Below are 21,475 nucleotides of genomic sequence, written 5' to 3' on the forward strand. Positions count from 1 at the left end.
GCGGCTGGGCTCAGGTGTCGCGGAAGGGGTGCGGTTCGTGCTCGCGCCGCTCGTCGTCGATCACCAGGTCGGGGTCCTCGTGCAGCCCGTCGGTCACCTCGGGACGGCTGCGCAGGAACAGGATGCTCGCCGTCAGCCCTCCCCAGACCACGGCCATGGCCACGAGCATCATGACGATCGCGGACGTGGTCATCGCTTCTCCTCCTCCAGCTCGGGCCAGGCACGGAAGTCCGGATCGTCCCGGCCCTTCCAGGGTAGGGCCGTCAGCACCACGGAGGCCAGGATGACGAGGGCGAGCATGCCCCAGCCGAAGAGGCCGACGTACCAGCCGGGCAGGCCCTCGTAGCCCTCGGTGACCAGGGTGACCAGCTTCTGCACCAGCATCACGACCAGGAAGGCGGGCACGAGGAGGCCGAGCAGGAAGATCCAGATGCGTCCCACCTTGAAGGTGGACACGGCGTTGAGGTGCCGGCGCAGCACCTCTCCGCGGCGGAACACCCAGACCACGACCACCGTCATGACGATGGCCGACAGGACGATGCCCACGTTGTTGGCGAACTGGTCGACGGTGTCCAGGGCCAGCAGGCCCGAGGTGGTCGAGAACAGGCCGATCGAGATGATCGCCGAGACGACGGCGACCGCGAGCGCGGCAGTGCGCCGGCCCAGCCCGAACTTCTCCTGCACCGAGGCGGCCACGCCGAGCAGGATGGAGATCAGCGAGGTGAACCCGGCCAGCACCAGGGCGGCGAAGAAGACGACGCCGAAGACGTTGCCTCCGGGCATCTCGGAGATGACCGCCGGGAAGGTGACGAAGGACAGGATCGGCCCGGTGAGCCCCTCGAGGTCGCCGACCGCCACCTGCTGCTGGTGGGCGAAGAAGCCCAGGGTGGCGAAGACGCCGATGCCGGCGAGGATCTCGAAGGAGGAGTTGGCGAAGGCCACCACCAGGCCCGAGCTGGTCATGTTCGCCTTGCGCCGCTGGAAGGAGGCGTAGGTGACCATGATGCCGAAGGCGATGGAGAGCGAGAAGAAGATCTGCGCGTAGGCGGCGATCCACACGTTGAGGTCGAGCAGGGCCGACCAGTTCGGGGTGAACAGCGCGTTGAGGCCGTCGACGGCACCGGGGAGGGTCAGGGCCCGGATCACCAGGCCGAGGAAGGCGACCACGAGCAGCGGGATGAAGATGACGTTGACCCGCTGCACGCCGCGGCTGACGCCCAGGGCCAGCACGACGAGGATCGCCGCCCAGACGAGCACGAGGGGGATCGCCACGGAGGAGACGATCGTCGTGGAGATCTCCGGGTCGCCCACCTGCAGGTACTCGCCCGTGAAGAAGCCCAGCGTGTCGTCGCCCCAGCTCAGGTCGAAGGCGTAGACGAAGTAGCTCAACGACCACGCCACGACGGCGGCGTAGTAGACGGCGATGACGAAGGACAGGCTGATCTGGAACCAGCCCAGCGTCTCGGCCGGTCGCGCCATCCGCCGGTAGGACAGCGGGGCCGCCGCGCGGTAGCGGTGGCCGATCGCGTAGTCCAGGAAGAGGATGGGGATGCCGGCCGTCAGCAGCGCCAGCAGGTAGGGGATGAGGAAGGCCCCACCCCCGCTCTCGTAGGCGACCCCGGGGAATCGCCAGATGTTGCCCAGTCCGACGGCCGATCCGATGGCCGCGAGGATGAACCCGGTGTTGTGGGTCCAGGTGTCGCGGTCCTCGGCGACCGGGGCGGTGTTGGTGCCGGCCACGGGCGGACCTCCTTCTGCGGGATGGAGCGGTATGGGGCGTGCGCGGCTGCCGCGGCGGTGCGCGGCGTCCGGGGGCGGCCCGGATGGTTCGCAACCTAGTGCAGAACGGGGCGGTTGGGTAGCGTCCACGCGCACGCGCCCCGTGTGCCACGCTGGTCCCATGACCCGCCGGATCCTCGTGCTGAACGGCCCCAACCTCAACCTGCTCGGCACCCGCGAGCCGGAGATCTACGGCTCGACCACGCTGGCGGACGTGGAGCGCCTCTGCGCGCAGGAGGCCCGGCGGCACGGCCTGGAGGTCACCTGCGTCCAGTCCAACCACGAGGGCGGCCTCGTGGACGCCCTGCACGAGGCGGGCGCCGCCGGCGACGTCGTCGGGGTGGTGCTCAACGCCGCGGCCTACACGCACACCTCGGTCGCCGTGCTCGACGCCGTCAAGGCCGTCCGGCTGCCCGTCGTCGAGGTGCACCTGAGCAACCCGCACGCGCGTGAGCCGTTCCGGCACCACTCCTTCCTCTCCCCGGTCGCCGAGGCGGTCGTGGCGGGGGCCGGCGCCGACGGCTACCGGTGGGCGGTCGAGCTGCTCGCCACCCGGCACGGCGGCTGACGGCTCCTCCTCGTCGCAGACCCGCCCCGGACGCCCGCCGAGAGGGCTGTCGTGCCCGCCACCTATCGTGTCCCCATGGGTCTGACGGAGTGGTGGAACAGGCTGACCGGCAAGGGTGCGAAGAAGCCCGGGGTCGAGGGACGGGGGTCCCGGGGTGCGGGCGGGGGGTCGCGCCCTCGCCGCACGACCGCGCCGGAGGCGGCGCGGGGGAGGAGGGCCACGGGCGGCACGATGCCCCACGGACGCCCCGGGAAGCGGCCGTCCGCCCCCGACCCCGCCCGGCCCGTGCTCGGGCTGGACGTCGCCCGCGGCGGGTGGGTCGGAGCCCTGCTGGAGGCCTCCGGCCACGGGACCCCGATGCTGCTCACCGGCGCCACCGCCGCCGAGGTGGTGCAGAAGGCGGGGGAGGTGGCCGTCGTGGCCGTCGACATCCCCGTCGGACTGCCCGACGACGCCCGTCGCGAGGCCGACGTCCAGACGAGGGCCTTCCTGCCGGGCAAGGCGTCCTCGGTCTTCACCACGCCCGTGCGCGAGGCCGTCTACGCCGAGTCCTACGGGCAGGCCAACGCCGTCAACCGCGAGCGCGTGGGCTCGGGGGTCTCGCAGCAGGCCTTCGAGCTGCGCCGCCGGATCAAGGAGGTCGACGCCTGGGTGCGCGAGGACCTGCCGTTCCTCGTCGCCGAGTGCCACCCGGAGGCGTCCTTCGCGATGATGGCGGGCACCCCGCTGACCTCGAAGAAGAGGTCGGCCGAGGGGGCGGCCGAACGCCGCGACACACTGGCGAGGCAGGGCATCTACGTGCCGACGACCGCGCCCACCGGGGTGGGCACCGACGACATGCTGGACGCCTGCGCCGCGGCCTGGACCGCCCACCGGGTCAAGACCGGCCAGGCCCGCACCTTCCCGGAGGCGCCCCAGACCTTCTCCGACGGCATCCCGGCCGCCATCCACGTCTGACCCGCCACCCCGCAGGAGCCCCTCATGACCAGCACCACCAGCACCACCAGCACCGCCAACACCTCGAGCACGACCGGCCCGGACCAGCCCTACCCCACGATGGACGACACGACCCCCCGCGAGTACGGCATGCTGATCGGCGGGGAGTGGGTGGCGGCCGCGGCGGGCGAGACGATCGACGTCATCACGCCGATCGACCGCACGAAGGTGGTGGCCCGCGTGCCCCGCGGACGGGCCGAGGACGCGGACCGGGCGGTGCGCGCCGCGCGCACGGCATACCCGGGGTGGGCGGAGCTGCCGTTCGTGGAGCGCCAGCGGGCGCTGCTGCGCATCGCCGACGACCTGGAGGAGCTCGTCGAGAACCTCGCCCGGCTGACGGCGCTGGACACCGGCAACGCGATCCGGACCCAGGCCCGGCCCGAGGCGGCGCTGCTCGTCACCGCCTTCCGCTACTTCGCCGGGCTGGCGGGCGAGGTCAAGGGCGTCACGCTGCCGACGGGTCCCGGGACGCTGTCCTACAGCAGGCGGCTCCCGCTGGGCGTCGTCGCCGCGATCCTGCCGTGGAACTCCCCGCTGATGATCGCCGCGTTCAAGCTGCCTGCGGCCCTGGTCACCGGCAACACCGTCGTGCTCAAGGCCGCCGAGGACGCCCCCACGACGATCCTGGAGCTGGCCGCGGTCTGCCAGCGGCACCTGCCGCCGGGCGTGGTCAACGTCGTCACCGGCTACGGCCCGGAGGTCGGCGAGGCCCTGGTCGCGCACGAGGGGGTGGACAAGGTGTCCTTCACGGGGTCGACGGTCACCGGCTCCGGCGTCGCGGCCCGGGCGGGGCAGCGGCTGGCGCACGTCTCCCTCGAGCTCGGCGGGAAGTCGCCGTGCATCGTCTTCCCCGACTCCGACACCGACGAGGTCGTCGAGCAGGTGCTGCTGGCCACCCGCTTCGCCCGGCAGGGCCAGAGCTGCACGTCCGGCTCCCGGCTCTTCCTGCACGAGGACGTGCACGACAGCTTCCTGGAGAAGCTCGTCGACCGGGTCTCCCGGCTGACGGTCGGCGACCCCCGCGAGGAGTCCACCGACATCGGGTGCATCATCAACCAGCGGCAGTGGGACCGGGTCCAGGGCTACGTCGAGGACGGGCTGAGCACCGAGGGCGTCGAGGTCGCCTTCGACGGCCGCCCGGACCTCACGGTGGGGGAGCCGGGGTTCTACCACGCGCCGATGATCCTGTCCCAGGTGTCCAACGACTGGCGGATCGCCCGCGAGGAGATCTTCGGCCCGGTGCTCTCGGTCCTGCGCTGGCGCGACGAGGACGAGGTCGTGCAGATGGCCAACGACTCCCACTACGGCCTGGCGGCCTTCGTCTTCGCCCGGGACGTCTCCGCGGCCCTGCGGACCGCGCACCGGATCGAGTCCGGGTGGGTGCAGGTCAACCAGGGCGGCGGCCAGCAGGTCGGCCAGTCCTACGGCGGGATGAAGTCCAGCGGTCACGGGCGCGAGTTCTCCCTGGAGGGGCTGCTGGAGGGCTTCACCCAGATCCAGCAGGTCAACGTCCGGCTCTGACGTCCGTTGACGCGTCCCGCATCTGGGATACTCGCAGGTATGACGTCCGACACCACCCTGTCCCTGCTGAAGATCACCGCCGTCCTGACCGCCCTCCTGGGGGTGCTGCAGGCCGTCCTTGGGTTCCTGATCGTCGGGGGCACCTGGATCGGGGCCCACGGCATGATCGGCAACGCCACGGTCGTCGTCGCCCTCGTCACCGCCGTGGTGGCCTTCCTGTGGATGCGGGCCTCGGACAACAAGGGCCTGTTTCTGCACGCGGTCGGCGTCCTGGTGCTCGCCGTCGCCCAGGTCGCCCTCGGGGAGATGGGCCTGCGCACGGCGCACATCGTCGTCGGCGTCCTCTTCTTCCTCGCCGCCGTGCCGCTGGCCACCCTCGCGCTGCGCAAGCCGGGCATGCGGCTGGAGCCGGTCGACCCGGCCCGGCTGCAGGGCCACTGAGCCGGGCGGGAAGACCCGCGGGAGCCGACCCGCTCAGACCTCGATCCCGGCCAGGTGGTCCCACGCCTCCACCATGGCCGGGCCGTACCAGGTGAGCAGCCGCCCGCTGACCAGCCGGGTGGGGGTCCGCGCGAACGCCTCCGGCCCGTCGTCGGCGGTGAAGACGTAGGGCTCGTCGGGCAGCAGGACCAGGTCCGCCCCGGCGCCGTCGACCTCCTCCACCGTCATCGAGGGGTAGCGCTCGGGATGGTCGGCGAAGACGTTCACCAGGCCGGCCCGGCCCAGCAGGTCGCCGGTGAACGTCGCCGAGCCGACGACCATCCAGGGGTCGCGCCAGATGGGCACGGCCACCCGCGCCCGCGGTGACGGTGCCTGGCTCGCGCCCCACCGCCGACGGGCCTCCTGCAGCCACGCCGGGTCGCCCCACCCCAGGATGTCGCGGAACAGCCGGGTCAGGACGTCCAGGGCCTGGTCGACCGACTCCACCACCCCGACCCAGACCGGCACCCCGGCCGCCCGCAGGCGGCGCACGTCGAGCTCGCGGTTCTCCTCCTGGACGGCCAGGACGAGCTCGGGGGCGAGCGCCGCCACGGCCCCCCGGTCGGGGTTCTTCGTCCCGCGCACCCGATCCACGGCGAGGTCGGCCGGACGGGTGCACCAGTCGGTGGCCCCCACCAGGGTGTCCCGCCGGGTGGCCGCGACCGCCTCGGTCAGCGACGGCACGAGCGAGACGACCCTAGTCACCGGACCCTCCGGCAGCACCACCTCGCCGCCCAGGTCGTCGACGACCGTCCTCACGGCGCCTCCTCCGGCCCCGTACCACCCGGCCCCGTACCACCCGGCCCCGTACCGCCCGGCCCTGGACCAGCCGACCCCTCCAGCACCGTGCCGTCCGGCACCCGCCGCGCCCCACCCCGGTCGTCCAGCCGGACGCGTCCGCGCACGACGACCTGCGCGCCGAACGTCCAGTCGCCCCGGACCTGCAGCGACACCGCCTCCCGCAGCGAGGGGGCACCGTCGGGGAACCGGGCGTCCAGGTCGTGCACGAAGCGGTAGTGCTCCGGGTCCAGGCTCACGACCGGGAGCGGGTCCACACCCGCCAGCAGCCGGTAGCCCGTGCCCGCCCCCACCTCGTACACGTCCGACCGGAGCAGGAGCAGCTCGTCGGTGCCCTTGACGGGCACGAACCGGTCGCGGCCCACCCCGACCGCGACCGCGTCGTCGAACAGCGCGACCGCTCCGCCCATGGCGCTCTCCACCTGCACGACCGGCGTGGACGTCGGATCCGTGGGGTCGACGGTCTTGGTGTTGCGGATGAGCGGGAGCGGCAGCGCCCCGTCGTGGGTCAGGAGCAGCTCGCGCAGCCGCGGCAGGTCCAGCCACAGGCTGTTCGTGTGCACCCACGGGTGCCGCTCGCCGTCGGTGGCGTGACCCATGTCCTCGCTCGCCGTCTGCGCGGTGTCGCGCAGGAGCAGCCGGCCGTCGGCCCGCCGGCGCACGAGGTGCCCGCCCTTGCGGTCCATCGCGGTGCGGGGGCACACCTCGGCGGCGTACCCCGCCCCGCTCGCCGCGAACCAGGCCGCCAGGCGGGGGTCGGGCACCGCACCCAGGTTGTCCACGTTGGAGACGAACAGGTGCCGGTAGCCGCGCTCCAGCAGCGCGTCCAGCACACGCCCGAGGCCATCAGGGTGGGGTAGAGGTCCCCGTGCCCCGGCGGGCACCACTCCAGCCGCGGGTCGGCCGGGTGGTCGACGGGGGCGAGGTCCTCGACGCGCAGCTTGGGCTCGCGGCTCTGCAGGACGTCGGGGGGCAGGTCGTCCACGACCAGGTCGGGGTATGCCGCGAGCCGCTCCAGGGAGGCGTCGCGGGTGGCGAAGCTGTCCATGAGCAGCAGCGGCAGCCGCGCCCCTGAGGCCTCCCGCAGGGCGAGCACCTGGCGGACGGTGAGGTCCAGGAAGGTCAGCCCGTCGTGCACGGGCAGCAGCGACTTGGGACCGGACAGCCCCATCGAGGTCCCCAGCCCCCCGTTGAGCACGACGACGGCCGTCGCGTCCAGCGCCGCGCGCGCGGAGCCGGGCTCCTCGGGCAGGTCGTCCAGGTGCACCTGCGGCGCGACGGGCTCCACGTCGGCCTCGCGGATCAGCCCCGACGCCCCGCCGGCCAGGGCCGCGTGCTGCCGCTCGAAGGCCCGGACCGCCGGCTCGGCGACCCCCACGGCCCTCATCCGGGCCACCGCGGCCTCGCGCCCCGGACGGAAGGGGTCCTGCTGCTCCTGCGTCGTCACTGCCACGGGCCCCAGCCTGCCACGCGGGCCCGTGCGACAGGATGGGGCGCATGAACGCACAGGTGCAGTTTCCCGACGGCTTCCTCTGGGGCGCGGCGACGGCCGCCTACCAGATCGAGGGCGCAGCCACCGAGGACGGCCGGGCCGACTCGATCTGGGACGTCTACGCGCGCCAGCCCGGTGCCGTGCTGCAGGGCCAGGACGGCTCGGTGGCCTGCGACCACTACCACCGCTACGAGGAGGACGTGGACCTCCTGCGGGACCTGTCGCTGGGCACCTACCGCTTCTCCACCTCCTGGGCACGGGTGGTGCCGGACGGGACCACGGTCAACCGCGCCGGGCTGGACTTCTACTCACGCCTGGTCGACACCCTGCTGGACCGGGGGATCACCCCGTGGCTGACGCTCTACCACTGGGACCTGCCGCAGGCCCTGGAGGAGCGGGGCGGCTGGCCCGCGCGCGAGACGGCCGACCGCTTCGTCGACTACGCCCTCGCCGTGCACGACGCCCTGGGCGACCGGGTCCGCAGCTGGGCCACCCTCAACGAGCCGTGGTGCTCGGCCTTCCACGGCTATGCCGCCGCCCACCACGCGCCGGGGTATGCCGACCCCGTCGCCTCCCTGCGGGCGGCGCACCACCTGCTGCTCGCCCACGGCCGGGCGGTGCAGGCGCTGCGCGAGCGCGACCCCGACGCCAGCCTGGGCCTGACGCTGAACTTCACCGACACCGTGCCCCTCGACCCGGACCGGGAGGGGGACCGGGACGCGGCCCGCCGCGTCGACGGGACGGCCAACCGCTTCTTCGTCGAGGCGGTGACCCGCGGGGCCTACCCCGCGGACGTCCTGGCGGACCTGGGCGAGCTATGGCCTCAGGACCTCGTGCGGGAGGGCGACCTGGAGATCATCTCCTCCCCGATCGACGTGCTCGGCGTCAACTACTACGCCACCCAGGCGGTGACCGGATGCGAGCCCGAGCGGGCCGCCGAGGCGGCCCGCCAGGCCCGGGCCTTCGACGACCCCTCGCCCGACGTGGGGTCCGAGCACGTGCGCGCGGTGCGCCGCGGCATACCCGTCTCGGACATGGGGTGGGAGATCTCCGCGGACGCGCTGCGCGACCTGCTGCTGCGCCTGCAGCGCGACTACACCGGTCCGCGGGGGATCCCGATGGTCATCACCGAGAACGGGATGGCCTGCGACGACCTGCCCGATGCCGACGGGTTCGTCGACGACCAGGAGCGGATCGCCTACCTGGACGCGCACGTGCGCGCGGCCCACGAGGCGATCGAGCAGGGGGCCGACCTGCGCGGCTACCTGGTGTGGTCGCTGATGGACAACTTCGAGTGGGCCTTCGGCTACGCCAAGCGGTTCGGCATCGTGCGGGTCGACTACGACACCCAGCGGCGCACGCCGAAGGCGAGCGCGCGCTGGTGGGCGCGGCTCGCCTCGACGGGCGTGGTGCCGGAGGACGGGGCCCGGCCTACCCCTTGACGCCGCCCGCGAGCAGGCCGCGCACGAAGTAGCGCTGCAGCAGCAGGAAGACCGTCACCGGGACGACCATCGCCACGAAGGCGCCGGAGGAGAGCAGGTGCCAGGCGGTCCCGCGCGTGCCGGTCAGGTCGGCCAGGCGCACCGTCAGCGGGGAGATGTCCGGGCCGGAGCCGAACACCAGGCCGACGAGCAGGTCGTTCCAGACCCAGAGGAACTGGAAGATGCCGAAGGCCGCGATCGCCGGGACGAGCAGGGGCAGGAGCACCATGAAGAAGATCTTCACGTGCCCGGCACCGTCGACCCGGGCCGCCTCGATGAGCGTGCGCGGGATGTCCATCATGAAGTTGTGCAGCAGGAAGATCGCCAGGGGCAGCGCGAAGATCGTGTGCGACATCCACACGCCAGAACGACCCCACCAGGCCCCAGTTGTTGTACTGCGTCAGCAGCGGGATGAGGGTGACCTGGATGGGCACGATCTGCAGGGCGAACACGGCCACGAACAGGGTGTTGCGCCCCTTGAACTCCATCCACGCGAACGCGTAGGCCGCCAGCAGGGCCAGGGTGATCGGGATGACGACCGAGGGCAGGGTGATGACGACGGTGTTGATGAACGCCGAGGCGAAGTCGGTGCTCCCGCCGGTGAACACCTCCACGTAGTTCTCCGTGGTCACCTCCGGGTCCCCGAAAAAGGTCCACCACCCGCTGGTGCGGATGTCCGCCGGGGGACGCCACGAGGTGACGAAGAGCCCGAACGTGGGCACCGTCCACAGCAGCGCGATGACGATCGCCACGACCGAGGCCCAGGGGGAGGAGAGGCGGTTCTTGGCGTCGATCGCCCGCTTCTCCGCCCGGGTGAGCTTGCGGGGACGGACCGGCTCGGACCGGCCGTCCTCGTCCAGGTCCTTGACGGGGGCCACGGGGGCGTTGCTGGTCATCGCTGCTCCTCGGAAAGCTTCATCTGGCGCACGTTGTAGACCACCAGCGGAATCACCATGACGAACAGCAGCACGGCGAGGGTGGCGCCGACGCCGCGCTGGGCGGTCCGGAAGGTCTGGATGTAGAACTCGTTGGCCACGATCGAGGTGCCGAAGTTGCCGCCGGTCATCGAGTAGACGATGTCGAAGACCTTCAGGGTCGCCATGGCCACGGTCGTGAGGACCACCACCACCGCCGGCCGGATCGAGGGCACCGTGACCGACCGGAACATCCGGAAGCTGCTGGCGCCGTCGAGCTTGGCCGCCTCGATGATGTCGTCGGGGATGGCCTTGATGGCCGCCGAGAGCACGGTCATCGCGAAGCCCGCCTGGATCCAGACCATGACGGCGATGAGGAAGAAGGTGTTCCACGGCCAGTTCAGCAGGAACTGCTGGGTGTCCAGGCCCAGCCAGACGAGGAACTGGTTGGCCAGCCCCGTCTGGGGGCGGCTGGCCGGCTTGAAGTCGTAGACGAACTTCCAGATGATGCTCGCCCCGACCATCGAGATGGCCATCGGCAGGAAGACGAGGGTCTTGGCGATCTTCTCGAACCGGGTGCGGTCCACGAGCACCGCGTAGATCAGCCCGATCGCGGTGGAGAGCGTGGGCACCAGCAGGACCCAGAGGAGGGTGTTGAGCAGGACCCGTCTCATCGAGGGGTTGGTGAAGACCTCGAGGTAGTTGTCGAGACCGACCCACTCCTGCAGGTTGGGGCTCTTGAACGAGCTGAGCACCGTGTTGATGGCCGGGTAGACCAGGCCGAAGGCCAGCAGCAGCACGGCCGGACCGACGAACACGAGCGTGGTGGCCCAGCGGGGCATCTTGGGCAGCTCGGCGACGAACAGCACGAGCGCCATCACGCCGACGAAGAGCAGAATGGCCACGACCATCACGACGAGCTTCTGGGTGGAGGTGTCGGCTCCGAGGAGGTAGTCCATGGGGTTCCTTCCGTGGGGCACCCGCTGACGGGTGACGGGTGGGGGATCACCCCCACCCGTCACCCGGTCACGGCCGCCGGTTCATCACTCGGCGGGCCAGGAGCTCTCGATGGCCGTGAGCGCCTCCTGCGTGTCCTTGCCGCTGGCGATCCAGGCGGTCATCTCCGACCAGAAGGTGCCTGCACCGACCGCGGCCGGCATGAGGTCGGAGGCGTCGAAGCGGAAGACCGCCTCCTCGTCGGTGAGCAGCTCGTAGGCGAGCTGGTCGATCGCCGACTCCAGGTTGGCCGGGTCGAGCTCGGAGTTGGCCGACACCCAGCCGGGGCCGGTGACCCTGGCCTTCTCGTTCGACCACTCGGGGCTGGTCAGGTAGGCCTGCAGCGCCGCGACCTCGGGCCGGTCGGCCAGCGCGACGGTGAACTCGCCCGCGCCCAGGACGGGGCGGTCCTCGGCGCTCTGCCCGGGCAGGAAGAAGGCGAACACACGCGCCGTCCTCGGCCACGGTGGTGCCCTCGGGCCAGTTGGCCTGGTAGAAGGACGCCTGGCGGTGCAGGAAGCAGGAGCCGTCGAGGATGGGCAGCCCCGCCTCGCCGAACGGCGTGGTCGCGATCGACTGGACCTCGCCCAGACCGCCGTTGACGTAGTCCGGGTTGCGCAGGATCTCACCGACGGCGTCCACGGCCTCCACGACCTGCGGGTCGTCGAAGGGGATCTCGTGGTTCACCCACTGGTCGTAGACGTCGGGGCCCGCCGTGCGCAGCATGACGTCCTCGACCCAGTCGGTGGCCGGCCAGCCGGTCGCGCCACCGGACTCGATCCCGGCGCACCACGGCTTGGAGTCCGGGTGGTCGCTGGCGATCTGGTCGCTCAGGGCCAGAAGGTCGTCCCAGGTCTCGGGGATCTCGTAGCCGTTCTCCTCGAACGCCGCCGGGGAGTACCAGACGAAGGACTTGGCGTTCGCGCCCAGCGGCGCGCCGTAGAGGGTGTCGTCGACGCTGCCGTAGCCGCGCCAGGCCTCGTTGTAGTAGTTGTCGACGTTCTCCTGCGCCAGCTCCCCGACCTCGGTGATCTGGTCCGGGAAGTCCGCCGCCATGCGCTCGATCAGGCCGGGCTGGGGGACGTAGGCGATGTCGGGGGCGTTGCCGGACTCCAGCCGGACGAGCAGCTGGGCCTCGAACTCGCGGGAGCCCTCGTACTCCACGGTCGCTCCGGTGCACTCCTCGAACGGGATGTAGGAGTCGATGTGCGGCTGGTCCTCGGGGGAGATGATCGAGGTGTAGACGGAGACGGACAGACCCTCCAGGTCGCCGTACTGCTCGAAGGCGGAGCAGTCGGTGTCGCCGCCGGCGGCCGTCGAGCCGTCGTCGCCCGCGTCGCCGCCGTCGTCACCTCCGCAGGCGGCCAGGGTCACGGTGGCCAGGCTCGCCGCCAGGGCGAGGCTCATCCGGCGGTGCATACGGGTGGTGCGCATCGTTGCAGCTCTCTTTCTCTCGGGCGTCCGAACCGGACTCCCTGGCCACTATGGCACCGTGCTCGCCGCCCCGGGGAGGGACCCCGGGTCACATCCTCGTAACGATCGCCGCTGCTCAGCGGGTCACGGAGGCCTGTCCTGGAGCCGGACCGGTTGACCCGAACGTCAACCTCGGTGCCGGCGTCCCCTACCATCGGCAGGGGAGACCCGCACTCGACGAGGAGAAGGCCGTGAGCACCGACACCGACGTCCGGACGAGCGACGCGCAGGCGAAGGATCAGCAGGAGGCCACCCCGCAGCAGGGTGCCGCCCCGGCGGCCCCGGAGCGGCACGTGCCGACCAACCCGGTCCGCATCGTCACGGCCGCCAGCCTGTTCGACGGCCACGACGCCTCGATCAACATCATGCGGCGGATCATGCAGACCCAGGGGGCCGAGGTGGTCCACCTGGGCCACAACCGGTCCGTCCAGGAGGTCGTCGACGCGGTCCTGGACGAGGACGCCAACGGGGTGGCGGTCTCCTCCTACCAGGGCGGCCACGTGGAGTACTTCGAGTACCTCGTCGAGAGCCTGCGCGAGGCCGGGGCCGGGCACGTGCGCGTCGTCGGAGGCGGCGGCGGGGTCATCGTCCACGAGGAGATCGAGAGGCTGCGGGGTTCGGGGGTGACCATCTTCTCCCCGGAGGACGGTCAGCGCCTCGGCCTGCCGGGGATGATCAACCAGGTCGTCGCCGACTGCGACTACGACCTGTGGGACGTCGGCGCCGCCGACGTGGACGCGGTGCTGGCCGGGGAGCGGACCGCCGTGGCGCGGGCGATCACCGGCGCCGAGACCGGACGGTTGCCGGAGGCGGACCGGAGCAGGTATGCCGAGGCCGCCGCGGCCAGGACCGTGCCGGTCCTGGGGATCACCGGCACGGGCGGCTCGGGCAAGTCCTCGCTCACCGACGAGCTGGTCCGCCGGATCCGGGTCGACCAGGGCGACCGGCTGAGGGTGGCGGTGCTGGCGATCGACCCACCCGGCGCAAGGGCGGCGGGGCGCTGCTGGGCGACCGGATCCGGATGAACTCCTTGGACGGGGACATGGTCATGTTCAGGTCGATGGCCACCCGCGGGGACCGCGAGGTGCCGGACGCCGTCCCGGCGGCGATCGACATCCTCAAGGCCGCCGGGTTCGACCTGGTGGTCGTGGAGACCCCCGGCATCGGGCAGGGCGACGCGGGGATCGTGCCGTTCGTGGACACCTCGCTCTACGTCATGACGCCGGAGTTCGGCGCCGCCTCCCAGCTGGAGAAGATCGACATGCTCGACTTCGCCGACGTGGTCGCGATCAACAAGTTCGAGCGGCGCGGCGCGATGGACGCGATGCGGGACGTGGGCCGCCAGCTGGTCCGCAACCGGGAGGCGTTCGGCGAGCGGCCCGAGGACATGCCGGTCTTCGGCACCTCGGCGGCCACCTTCAACGATGACGGCGTCACCGCCCTCTACCAGCACCTGCTCGAGCTCCTCGGCGGGCACGGGCTCCAGGTGTCCGAGGGCACGCTGCCGCGGGTCGACGTGCGGCACTCCAGCACGATCCGGCAGGTGGTCCCGCCGACCCGGGTGCGCTACCTGTCCGAGATCACCGAGACCGTGCGCGGCTACCACGCGGACACCGAGCGCTGGGCCGACGCGGCCTCCCGGGTCCAGCGCCTGGAGGCGGTCGACGACGAGCTGGCCGCGCTGGGCCGGACCGACCACGGCGTGGACGAGCTGCTCGAGCAGGCCCGCCAGGACCTGCCCGAGGAGGTGCACCAGCTGCAGCAGGCCTGGCCGGGGATCGTGACGGCATACTCCGGGGACGAGCACACGGTGCGCGTGCGCGACCGGGACATCACCACCAAGCTTACCCGGGAGTCCCTCTCCGGCACCAGGGTGCCGCGGGTGGCCCTGCCGGCCTTCCGCGACGCCGGCGACATGCTGCGCTTCTGGCGGCGGGAGAACCTGCCCGGTGCCTTCCCCTACACCGCCGGGGTCTTCTCCTTCAAGCGGGACAACGAGGACCCGGCCCGGATGTTCGCCGGCGAGGGCGACCCGTTCCGCACCAACCGGCGCTTCAAGCTGCTCTCCGAGGGGCTGCCGGCGACCCGGCTGTCCACCGCGTTCGACTCGGTCACCCTCTACGGGCGCGACCCGGGCGAGCGGCCCGACATCTACGGCAAGGTCGGCACGTCCGGGGTCTCGATCGCCACGCTGGACGACATGAAGGTCCTGTACGACGGCTTCGACCTGCTCTCGCCGACGACCTCGGTGTCGATGACGATCAACGGCCCGGCACCCACCGTGCTGGCCTTCTTCCTCAACACCGCGATCGACCAGCAGCTGGACGCCTTCCGCGAGCGGGAGGGCCGCGAGCCCTCCGGCGCCGAGGCCGAGGAGCTGCGGGCGCACGCCCTGGCCACCGTGCGCGGCACCGTGCAGGCGGACATCCTCAAGGAGGACCAGGGGCAGAACACCTGCCTGTTCACCACCGAGTTCTCGCTGCGGATGATGGCCGACATTCAGGAGTGGTTCATCGAGAACGGGGTGCGCAACTTCTACTCGGTGTCGATCTCCGGCTACCACATCGCCGAGGCCGGGGCGAACCCCATCAGCCAGCTGGCGTTCACCCTCGCCAACGGGTTCACCTACGTGGAGTCCTACCTGGCCCGCGGGATGGACGTCAACGACTTCGCGCCCAACCTGTCCTTCTTCTTCTCCAACGGGATGGACCCGGAGTACTCGGTCATCGGCCGCGTCGCCCGCAGGATCTGGGCGGTGGCGATGCGGGAGAAGTACGGCGCCAACGAGCGCAGCCAGAAGCTGAAGTACCACGTGCAGACCTCCGGGCGCTCGCTGCACGCCCAGGAGATGGACTTCAACGACATCCGCACCACGCTGCAGGCGCTCATCGCCATCTACGACAACGCCAACAGCCTGCACACCAACGCCTACGACGAGGCGATCACCACACCGTCGACCGAGTCGGTGTGCGCCGGGCCCTGGCGATCCAGCTGATCATCAACAAGGAGTGGGGCCTGGCGATGAACGAGAACCCCCAGCAGGGGTCGTTCATCATCGACCAGCTGACCGACCTGGTGGAGGAGGCCGTGCTGGCCGAGTTCGACCGGATCTCCGAGCGCGGCGGCGTGCTCGGGGCGATGGAGACCGGCTACCAGCGCGGCAGGATCCAGGACGAGTCGATGCTCTACGAGCACCGCAAGCACGACGGGTCGCTGCCCATCGTGGGGGTCAACACCTTCCGCCGGCCGGAGTCGGAGCGGGAGGAGGTCGAGGTCGAGCTGGCCCGGGCCACCGAGCAGGAGAAGCAGTCCCAGCTGCGGCGGGTCACCGAGTTCCAGCAGGCTCACGCCGACGAGGCGCAGGAGGCGCTGGGCCGGCTCAAGGAGGCGGCGCTGGCCGGGGACAACGTCTTCGCCGTGCTCATGGACGCCGCCCGCGTCTGCACGCTGCAGCAGGTCACCGAGGCGTTCTTCGAGGTGGGCGGGCAGTACCGCCGCAACGTCTGAGCGGGGCGGCCACGGGCCTGTGGACGCGCGGCCGGGACTGTCGGCGCGAGCGCCTACGGTGACGGGGTGGCCACCGACCTGACCTCCGCGCGCTGGGTGCTCGAGCTGAGCAGGGAGACCCTCGTGCGCGACGTCGGGGTGGTCACCCTCTCGCGCGCCGAGGGGTATGCCGCCAGCGACCAGGTGCGCACCCTCGCCGCCGGGCGGCGCGGCCAGCTGGTCGCCACCGTCAACGGGTCGGGCCGCGGTCTCTACCAGACGGTCGTGGAGCCGGACCGGGGGACCGCCGACACCGGGTGGTTCGGCCGCTGCTCCTGCCCCGTGGCGGTCGACTGCAAGCACGCCGTGGCCGTGATGCTCGTCGCGGCCCGCCGGCTGCGGGAGCTGGGGGCCGACACCTCGCGGCAGGACTGGGAGCACGCGCTGGCGGCCGTCGTCCGGGCGCCCTCGCCGGGCGCGGGCGGTCCCCACGGCGACGGGGAGCAGGAACCCACCCACCGGCTCGGGCTGGAGCTGGGCCTGCCCGACGGCCCGGACGCCTGGGACCAGCGGGCGCGGGTCGTGGTCCGCCCGGTCCGGCGCAGCCTGCGCGGCGGCGGTCGCTGGGCCCGCAGCGGCGTCACCTGGCGGGACCTGTCCAGCCCGTGGGCCAGCCCCGGGGTCGACCCGGTCCACCGCGCGGCGGTCAGCCAGCTGCACACGGCCGCGCAGAGCCTGTCCTACCGGCACTTCTCGGCCACCGAGCTCTCCCTGGGCGACATGGGGGCCCTGGCCTGGCCGGTGCTGCAGCGGTGCCGCGACGTCGGGGTCGAGCTCGTGGCCGGGACCGGCCTGACCGCCGTCGAGCTGGGCAGGGGCACGGTCGACGTGGTGCTCGACCTCGCCCGCGCCGAGGACGGGCACCTGTCGCTGGCTCCCCGGCTGGTGCACGACGACGGGCCCGTCGACGACGAGGGCCGGGACGGACGCGACGGGCACGACGGTGCGGGGCGGCTGCTCGTCCTGGGCCGGCCCGCGCACGGCGTGGTCCGCGTCGACCGGGAGGGCCGGCTGCAGCTGTGGCCGGTGCGCACGAGCATCCCCGAGCCGCTCGTGCCGCTGGTGGAGCGGGACACCCCGGTGCAGGTGCCGGTCGAGGACGTCGAGCGTTTCCGCACGCTCTACTACCCGCACCTGGCCCGGGCGGTCCCGGTCCGCTCCGGCGACGGCTCCGCGGAGGACCTCGAGCCGGCCCGGCCGGTCCTGCTGCTCGACCTCACGCCAGGGCCCGAGCACGCGCTGGATCTGGCCTGGAGCTTCCTCTACCGCGGGCGGGACACCAGCACCTCCGGGGGCCCTGAGGATCCCGAGGCGGGGACGGCGGGGGCGTGGTCGTCCCCCTCCGGCGCTCGCACGAGGATGGCCCCCGCGACATCAGGACCGAGGACCGCCTCCTCGCCGAGGTCGGGGAGCTGCTGGCGGCGATGCCTGCCCTCGTCGACCCGTGGGTCGTCCCCCCTCGGCCCGAGCCGCGCACGCTCTCCGGTCGCGACACCGCGCTCTTCGTCAGCGTGGTCCTGCCGGCGCTGCAGGACCACGACGAGGTGCTCGTGCGGCTGCACGGGGAGCTGCCGGGATACGCCGAGGCCCAGGACGCCCCGGTGGTCACCTTCGGCACCAGCGAGGTCGGCAGCGACGACGACGGACCCCAGGACTGGTTCGACCTGCACGTGACGGTGACGGTCGACGGTGAACCCGTGCCGTTCGAGGAGCTGTTCGCAGCCCTCGTCCGGGGAGACGCCGTCATGATGCTGCCCTCGGGCACGTGGTTCGCCCTGGACACCCCGGAGCTGCAGCGTCTGCGCCGCCTCATCGAGGAGGCCCGCGCGCTGACCGACGTCGAGCGTCCGGACGCGGTCCGGCTGACGCGCTACCAGGCGGGGCTGTGGGAGGAGCTGGTCGAGCTGGGCGTCGTGGGGGAGCAGGCGCAGCGGTGGAGCGACTCTGTGGACGCCCTGCGCCGGCTCGGCGACGCCGACCGCGGCACCGCTCAGGTGCCGCAGGCGCTGGACGCGACGCTGCGGGACTACCAGCTGCAGGGCTTCCGGTGGCTGAGCATCCTGTGGGACGCGCGCCTCGGCGGGATCCTGGCCGACGACATGGGGCTGGGCAAGACCGTGCAGGTCCTCGCGACGGTCCTGCGGGGGGAGGAGCGCGGTGACCTCGCGGAGGGGCCGGTCCTCGTCGTGGCCCCCACCAGCGTGGTGGCCACCTGGGAGTCCGAGGCCCGCCGGTTCGCCCCCGGCCTGCGCACCGCCGCGGTCACCGCGACCCGCAGACGGCGGGGGGCCGCGCTGGCGGAGGCCGTGGGGTCGGCCGACCTTGTCATCACCTCCTACACCCTGCTGCGGCTGGAGGCGGCCGAGTACCGCGCGCTGCCGTGGAGCGGCGTGGTCCTCGACGAGGCGCAGTTCGTCAAGAACCACCGGTCGGTGACCTACCGCGCGGTGCGCGAGCTGGGCAGCCCCCGCACGTTCGTCCTGACGGGGACACCCCTTGAGAACACGGTCATGGACCTCTGGTCGATGACCTCCCTGGCCGCGCCGGGGCTCTTCGGCGGGCCCGAGTCGTTCACCGAGCACTTCCGCCGGCCCATCGAGCAGGAGCGGTCGGCCTCGGCGCTGGACCGGCTCCGGCGCCGGGTGCGTCCGTTCCTGCTGCGCCGCACCAAGGGTGAGGTGGCCACCGAGCTGCCCGAGCGCGTCGAGCAGGTGCTGCCCGTCCCGCTGCACCCGAGCCACCAGAAGGTCTACGACCGCCACCTGCAGCGCGAGCGTCAACGGGTGCTGGGACTGCTCCAGGACCTCGACCGCAACCGGATGGCCGTCTTCCGCGCGCTGACGATGCTGCGCCAGCTCGCCCTGGACCCCGGGCTCGTCGACGAGGAGCACGTCGGGCTGGCGACCTCGGCGAAGATCTCGGTGCTCGTGGACCAGGTGCGCGAGCTGGCGGCCGAGGGGCACCGGGCGCTGGTGTTCTCCAGTTTCACCGGCTACCTGGGGCTGGTCCGGGAAGCGTTGACATCGGCCGGCATCAGCTGCTCCTACCTGGACGGCCGCACCCGTGACCGGCCCGCCCGGATCGCGGCGTTCCGCGAGGGCCAGGACCCGGTGTTCCTCATCAGCCTGAAGGCGGGGGGCTTCGGCCTCACCCTGACCGAGGCGGACTACGTCTTCGTGCTGGACCCGTGGTGGAACCCGGCCGCCGAGGCGCAAGCGGTGGACCGGGCGCACCGGATCGGCCAGACCCGCCCGGTCAACGTCTACCGGCTCGTCTCCACCGGCACGATCGAGGAGAAGGTCGTGGCTCTGCAGGAGCGCAAGCGCGACCTGTTCCGCACCGTCGTCGACGCCGGGGAGTTCCGCTCCGGGACGATCACGGCCGAGGACATCCGGGGCCTGCTGGACGGATAGGAGCACAGGTGGTGGCGGCACGGCGGCGCATGGTTGAGGATGTCCCTCATGCCCGCCGCCCTCGACCACCTCGTCCTGGCCGTCCCCCACCTGGAGGACGCGGTGCTGGACCTGGCGCGCCGGACGGGGGTGCAGCCGGTCGCGGGCGGTGCCCATCCCGGGCGGGGGACCCGCAACGCCCTGGTGGGGATGACCTGGCAGGGGCGACGCCGGTGCTACCTGGAGCTGCTGGCACCCGACCCGGACCAGCCCCCGGTGGCACCGGAGGAGACGATGCTCGGGCTGGGGACCCTGGGGGCGGACTTCGTCCCCCGGCTGCACGCCTGGGCGGTGCAGCCGCAGGACCTGGACGCCGCGCTCGCCGCGGCGGAGGCGGCGGGGGTGGACGCCGGGCACCCCGTCGCCGCGAGCAGGGAGCTGCCCGACGGCACCCGCCTGGCCTGGCGGCTGGCGGTGCCCCGTCCGCTGGGCCACGGCGGCGTGCAGCCGTTCCTCATCGCCTGGGACGGGCCCCACCCCACCGACGCCTCGATGCCGACCCTGGAGCTCGTCGAGCTCGCGGTCGACCACCCCGACCCGGAGGCCGTGGCCCGGGACCTGGCCGCCCTGGGCGTCCGCGTCGAGGTGCACCGCGGTCCCGAGCCCCGCCTGCACGCCGTGCTGGACAGCCCCGAGGGGCGGATCGAGCTGGGGGAGTGCTGCCGTGGGCGATGACGGCGACCCAGGCGGTGACGGCGACCACCACGGCCGCGACGGGGACGACCACGGCCGCGACGGGGACGACCACGGCCGCGACGGCGACGACCACGGCGGTGCCGGGGGCGACCACGGCGGTGCCGGGGGCGACCACGGCGGTGCCGCGTGCGGCGCACCCGACGGGACGGCATACCACCTCAGGCCGCGGAGCGGCTGGCTCAACGACCCCAACGGGATGGTCTTCACCGGAGGGCGCTGGCACGTCTTCTACCAGCACAACCCCGAGGCCGCGCGGCACGACCGGATCGCGTGGGGGCACGCCAGCAGCACGGACCTGCTCCGGTGGGAGCACCACCCGGTCGCCTTCGGACCCACCGAGGGCGGGCCGGACGCGTTCGGCTGCTGGAGCGGGGTGGTCGTGCCCACGGCGGACGGGGCCGTGGCCCTCTACACCGGGGTGGTCGACGAGACCCAGGTGAGCACCGTCTGCCTGCGGCATGGGGACGAGGACCTCGTGCTCTGGTCGGCCCCCCAGGTGGTCGCGGCCCAGCCGGGCGCTCCGGTCCGGGTTATGCGCGACCCGTTCGTCCTCCAGCACGGGGGTCGGCGCTGGGCGCTGCTCGGCGCCGGACTGGAGGACGGGACCCCTGCGGTCCTGCTCTACGACTGCACGGACCTGGACGACTGGCTCTACGCCGGGATCTGGCTGCGTGGCGAGGGTGTCGAGCTCGCCGGGGCGCTCCCCGCGGACGTGTGGGAGTGCCCGCAGCTGGTCCTGCTGGGCGACGGCGATGCGGCGCTGATCCTGTCCCTGCACGACCGGGGCCGGTTGACCCGGGTCGTGTCGGTGGGGGGCAGGATCCTCGACGAGGGGGGCGTGCCCCGCTTCGCCCCCTCGGGGGTGGAGGTGCTGGACGCCGGGCAGGCCTTCTACGCGCCGCAGGTCGCCGCGGACCCGGGGCCGGGCGCCTGGCTCATGGGGTGGGTGCGCGAGGAGGACCGGCCCGCCGGTGGGCCTGACCATGCCGGCTGCCTGACCCTTCCCCGGCGGGTCGTGCGCGATCCCGACGGTGGTCACGAGGGCGCGGTCCGCCTGGTGCTCGACCCGCTGGTGGCGGCCGGGCTGCCCCTCGGTGCTGTCGGGACCCCCGCCTCCGGGGCGGACGAGGTGCTCGACCGCGCCGCACAGGTCGAGGCGCTCGCCGACGGTGCCCGGCTGGTGCACCCCGAGCTGGGAGCGGTGGACCTGAGAGCGGGCACGCGGGTCCTCGTCGACGCGGACGTGGTGGAGGTCTACCCCGTCGCCGGTCCGACGATCACCC

Annotated in this window: 14 protein-coding genes and 4 pseudogenes; 10 read left to right on the forward strand and 8 right to left on the reverse strand. The window is 72.6% G+C overall.

What is annotated here, in order from left to right; translation table 11 throughout:
• Nucleotides 1-10: 10 nt before the first annotated feature.
• Together ACQ95T_RS07180 and ACQ95T_RS07185 are read right to left on the reverse strand one after the other, a co-directional pair.
• Entirely contained in the window at nucleotides 11-193 is a 183-nt protein-coding gene (locus ACQ95T_RS07180; RefSeq protein WP_425940610.1) for a methionine/alanine import family NSS transporter small subunit, read from the reverse strand.
• Nucleotides 190-1,740: a sodium-dependent transporter gene (locus tag ACQ95T_RS07185; protein ID WP_425940612.1), complete on the reverse strand. Its 1,551-nt coding sequence runs from the start codon at nucleotides 1,738-1,740 to the stop codon at nucleotides 190-192. Before ACQ95T_RS07185 ends, ACQ95T_RS07180 begins: the two co-directional genes overlap by 4 nt.
• 160 nt (nucleotides 1,741-1,900) lie before the next feature.
• Here ACQ95T_RS07185 and aroQ point away from each other — a divergent pair, with 160 nt between their 5' ends.
• The 4 genes from aroQ to ACQ95T_RS07205 all read left to right on the forward strand — a co-directional run bounded on the left by aroQ (nucleotide 1,901) and on the right by ACQ95T_RS07205 (nucleotide 5,305).
• Nucleotides 1,901-2,347 (forward strand): type II 3-dehydroquinate dehydratase, encoded by a 447-nt coding sequence (gene aroQ / locus ACQ95T_RS07190; RefSeq protein ID WP_425940614.1) that lies wholly within the window; start codon nucleotides 1,901-1,903, stop codon nucleotides 2,345-2,347.
• A gap of 75 nt (nucleotides 2,348-2,422) precedes the next feature.
• On the forward strand, nucleotides 2,423-3,304 hold the full coding sequence (locus tag ACQ95T_RS07195; RefSeq protein ID WP_425940616.1) for a DUF429 domain-containing protein: 882 nt from the start codon (nucleotides 2,423-2,425) through the stop codon (nucleotides 3,302-3,304).
• Nucleotides 3,305-3,403: 99 nt separating this feature from the next.
• The gene (locus tag ACQ95T_RS07200; protein ID WP_425941021.1) at nucleotides 3,404-4,864 is read left to right on the forward strand and encodes an aldehyde dehydrogenase family protein; all 1,461 of its coding nucleotides are present in this window, start codon (nucleotides 3,404-3,406) and stop codon (nucleotides 4,862-4,864) included.
• A gap of 39 nt (nucleotides 4,865-4,903) precedes the next feature.
• Nucleotides 4,904-5,305, forward strand: coding sequence for a hypothetical protein (locus ACQ95T_RS07205; protein ID WP_425940618.1), 402 nt, complete (start codon nucleotides 4,904-4,906; stop codon nucleotides 5,303-5,305).
• Nucleotides 5,306-5,338: 33 nt separating this feature from the next.
• Here ACQ95T_RS07205 and ACQ95T_RS07210 read toward each other — a convergent pair whose 3' ends face one another.
• The 3 genes and pseudogenes from ACQ95T_RS07210 to ACQ95T_RS07220 form a co-directional block, all read right to left on the reverse strand.
• Entirely contained in the window at nucleotides 5,339-6,103 is a 765-nt protein-coding gene (locus ACQ95T_RS07210) for a helical backbone metal receptor (protein WP_425940620.1), read from the reverse strand.
• Entirely contained in the window at nucleotides 6,100-7,029 is a 930-nt protein-coding gene (locus ACQ95T_RS07215) for a UTP--glucose-1-phosphate uridylyltransferase (protein WP_431473700.1), read from the reverse strand. The genes ACQ95T_RS07210 and ACQ95T_RS07215 overlap by 4 nt, the downstream gene beginning before the upstream one ends.
• 5 nt (nucleotides 7,030-7,034) lie before the next feature.
• Nucleotides 7,035-7,529: pseudogene (locus ACQ95T_RS07220) on the reverse strand (UTP--glucose-1-phosphate uridylyltransferase); the annotation flags it as partial.
• A 110-nt stretch (nucleotides 7,530-7,639) separates the two neighbouring features.
• Between ACQ95T_RS07220 and ACQ95T_RS07225 the strand changes: the two are divergent.
• Entirely contained in the window at nucleotides 7,640-9,076 is a 1,437-nt protein-coding gene (locus ACQ95T_RS07225; protein ID WP_425940624.1) for a GH1 family beta-glucosidase, read from the forward strand.
• Here ACQ95T_RS07225 and ACQ95T_RS07230 read toward each other — a convergent pair.
• From ACQ95T_RS07230 to ACQ95T_RS07240, 3 genes and pseudogenes are all read right to left on the reverse strand, one after another.
• Nucleotides 9,066-10,011, reverse strand: a pseudogene (locus ACQ95T_RS07230) (carbohydrate ABC transporter permease). The gene ACQ95T_RS07225 and the pseudogene ACQ95T_RS07230 overlap by 11 nt on opposite strands.
• A complete protein-coding gene (locus ACQ95T_RS07235) occupies nucleotides 10,008-10,988 on the reverse strand; it encodes a carbohydrate ABC transporter permease (protein WP_425940627.1) in 981 nt (326 codons plus the stop codon). Before ACQ95T_RS07235 ends, ACQ95T_RS07230 begins: the two are co-directional and overlap by 4 nt.
• A gap of 67 nt (nucleotides 10,989-11,055) precedes the next feature.
• A complete protein-coding gene (locus tag ACQ95T_RS07240) occupies nucleotides 11,056-12,459 on the reverse strand; it encodes an ABC transporter substrate-binding protein (protein ID WP_431473701.1) in 1,404 nt (467 codons plus the stop codon).
• Nucleotides 12,460-12,791: 332 nt separating this feature from the next.
• Here ACQ95T_RS07240 and icmF point away from each other — a divergent pair.
• The 5 genes and pseudogenes from icmF to ACQ95T_RS07265 all read left to right on the forward strand — a co-directional run.
• Nucleotides 12,792-16,005 (forward strand): annotated as a pseudogene (icmF, locus tag ACQ95T_RS07245) (fused isobutyryl-CoA mutase/GTPase IcmF).
• A 66-nt stretch (nucleotides 16,006-16,071) separates the two neighbouring features.
• Entirely contained in the window at nucleotides 16,072-17,718 is a 1,647-nt protein-coding gene (locus ACQ95T_RS07250) for an SWIM zinc finger family protein (protein ID WP_431473702.1), read from the forward strand.
• A 74-nt stretch (nucleotides 17,719-17,792) separates the two neighbouring features.
• Entirely contained in the window at nucleotides 17,793-19,457 is a 1,665-nt protein-coding gene (locus tag ACQ95T_RS07255; RefSeq protein ID WP_431473802.1) for a DEAD/DEAH box helicase, read from the forward strand.
• A 48-nt stretch (nucleotides 19,458-19,505) separates the two neighbouring features.
• Nucleotides 19,506-20,171: a VOC family protein gene (locus ACQ95T_RS07260; protein WP_425940632.1), complete on the forward strand. Its 666-nt coding sequence runs from the start codon at nucleotides 19,506-19,508 to the stop codon at nucleotides 20,169-20,171.
• A 217-nt stretch (nucleotides 20,172-20,388) separates the two neighbouring features.
• Nucleotides 20,389-21,150, forward strand: a pseudogene (locus ACQ95T_RS07265) (glycoside hydrolase family 32 protein); the annotation flags it as partial.
• Nucleotides 21,151-21,475 lie beyond the last annotated feature (325 nt).

Origin of the sequence: Ornithinimicrobium carbonis, assembly GCF_050703245.1 — a bacterium.
Lineage (GTDB): Bacteria > Actinomycetota > Actinomycetes > Actinomycetales > Dermatophilaceae > Ornithinicoccus.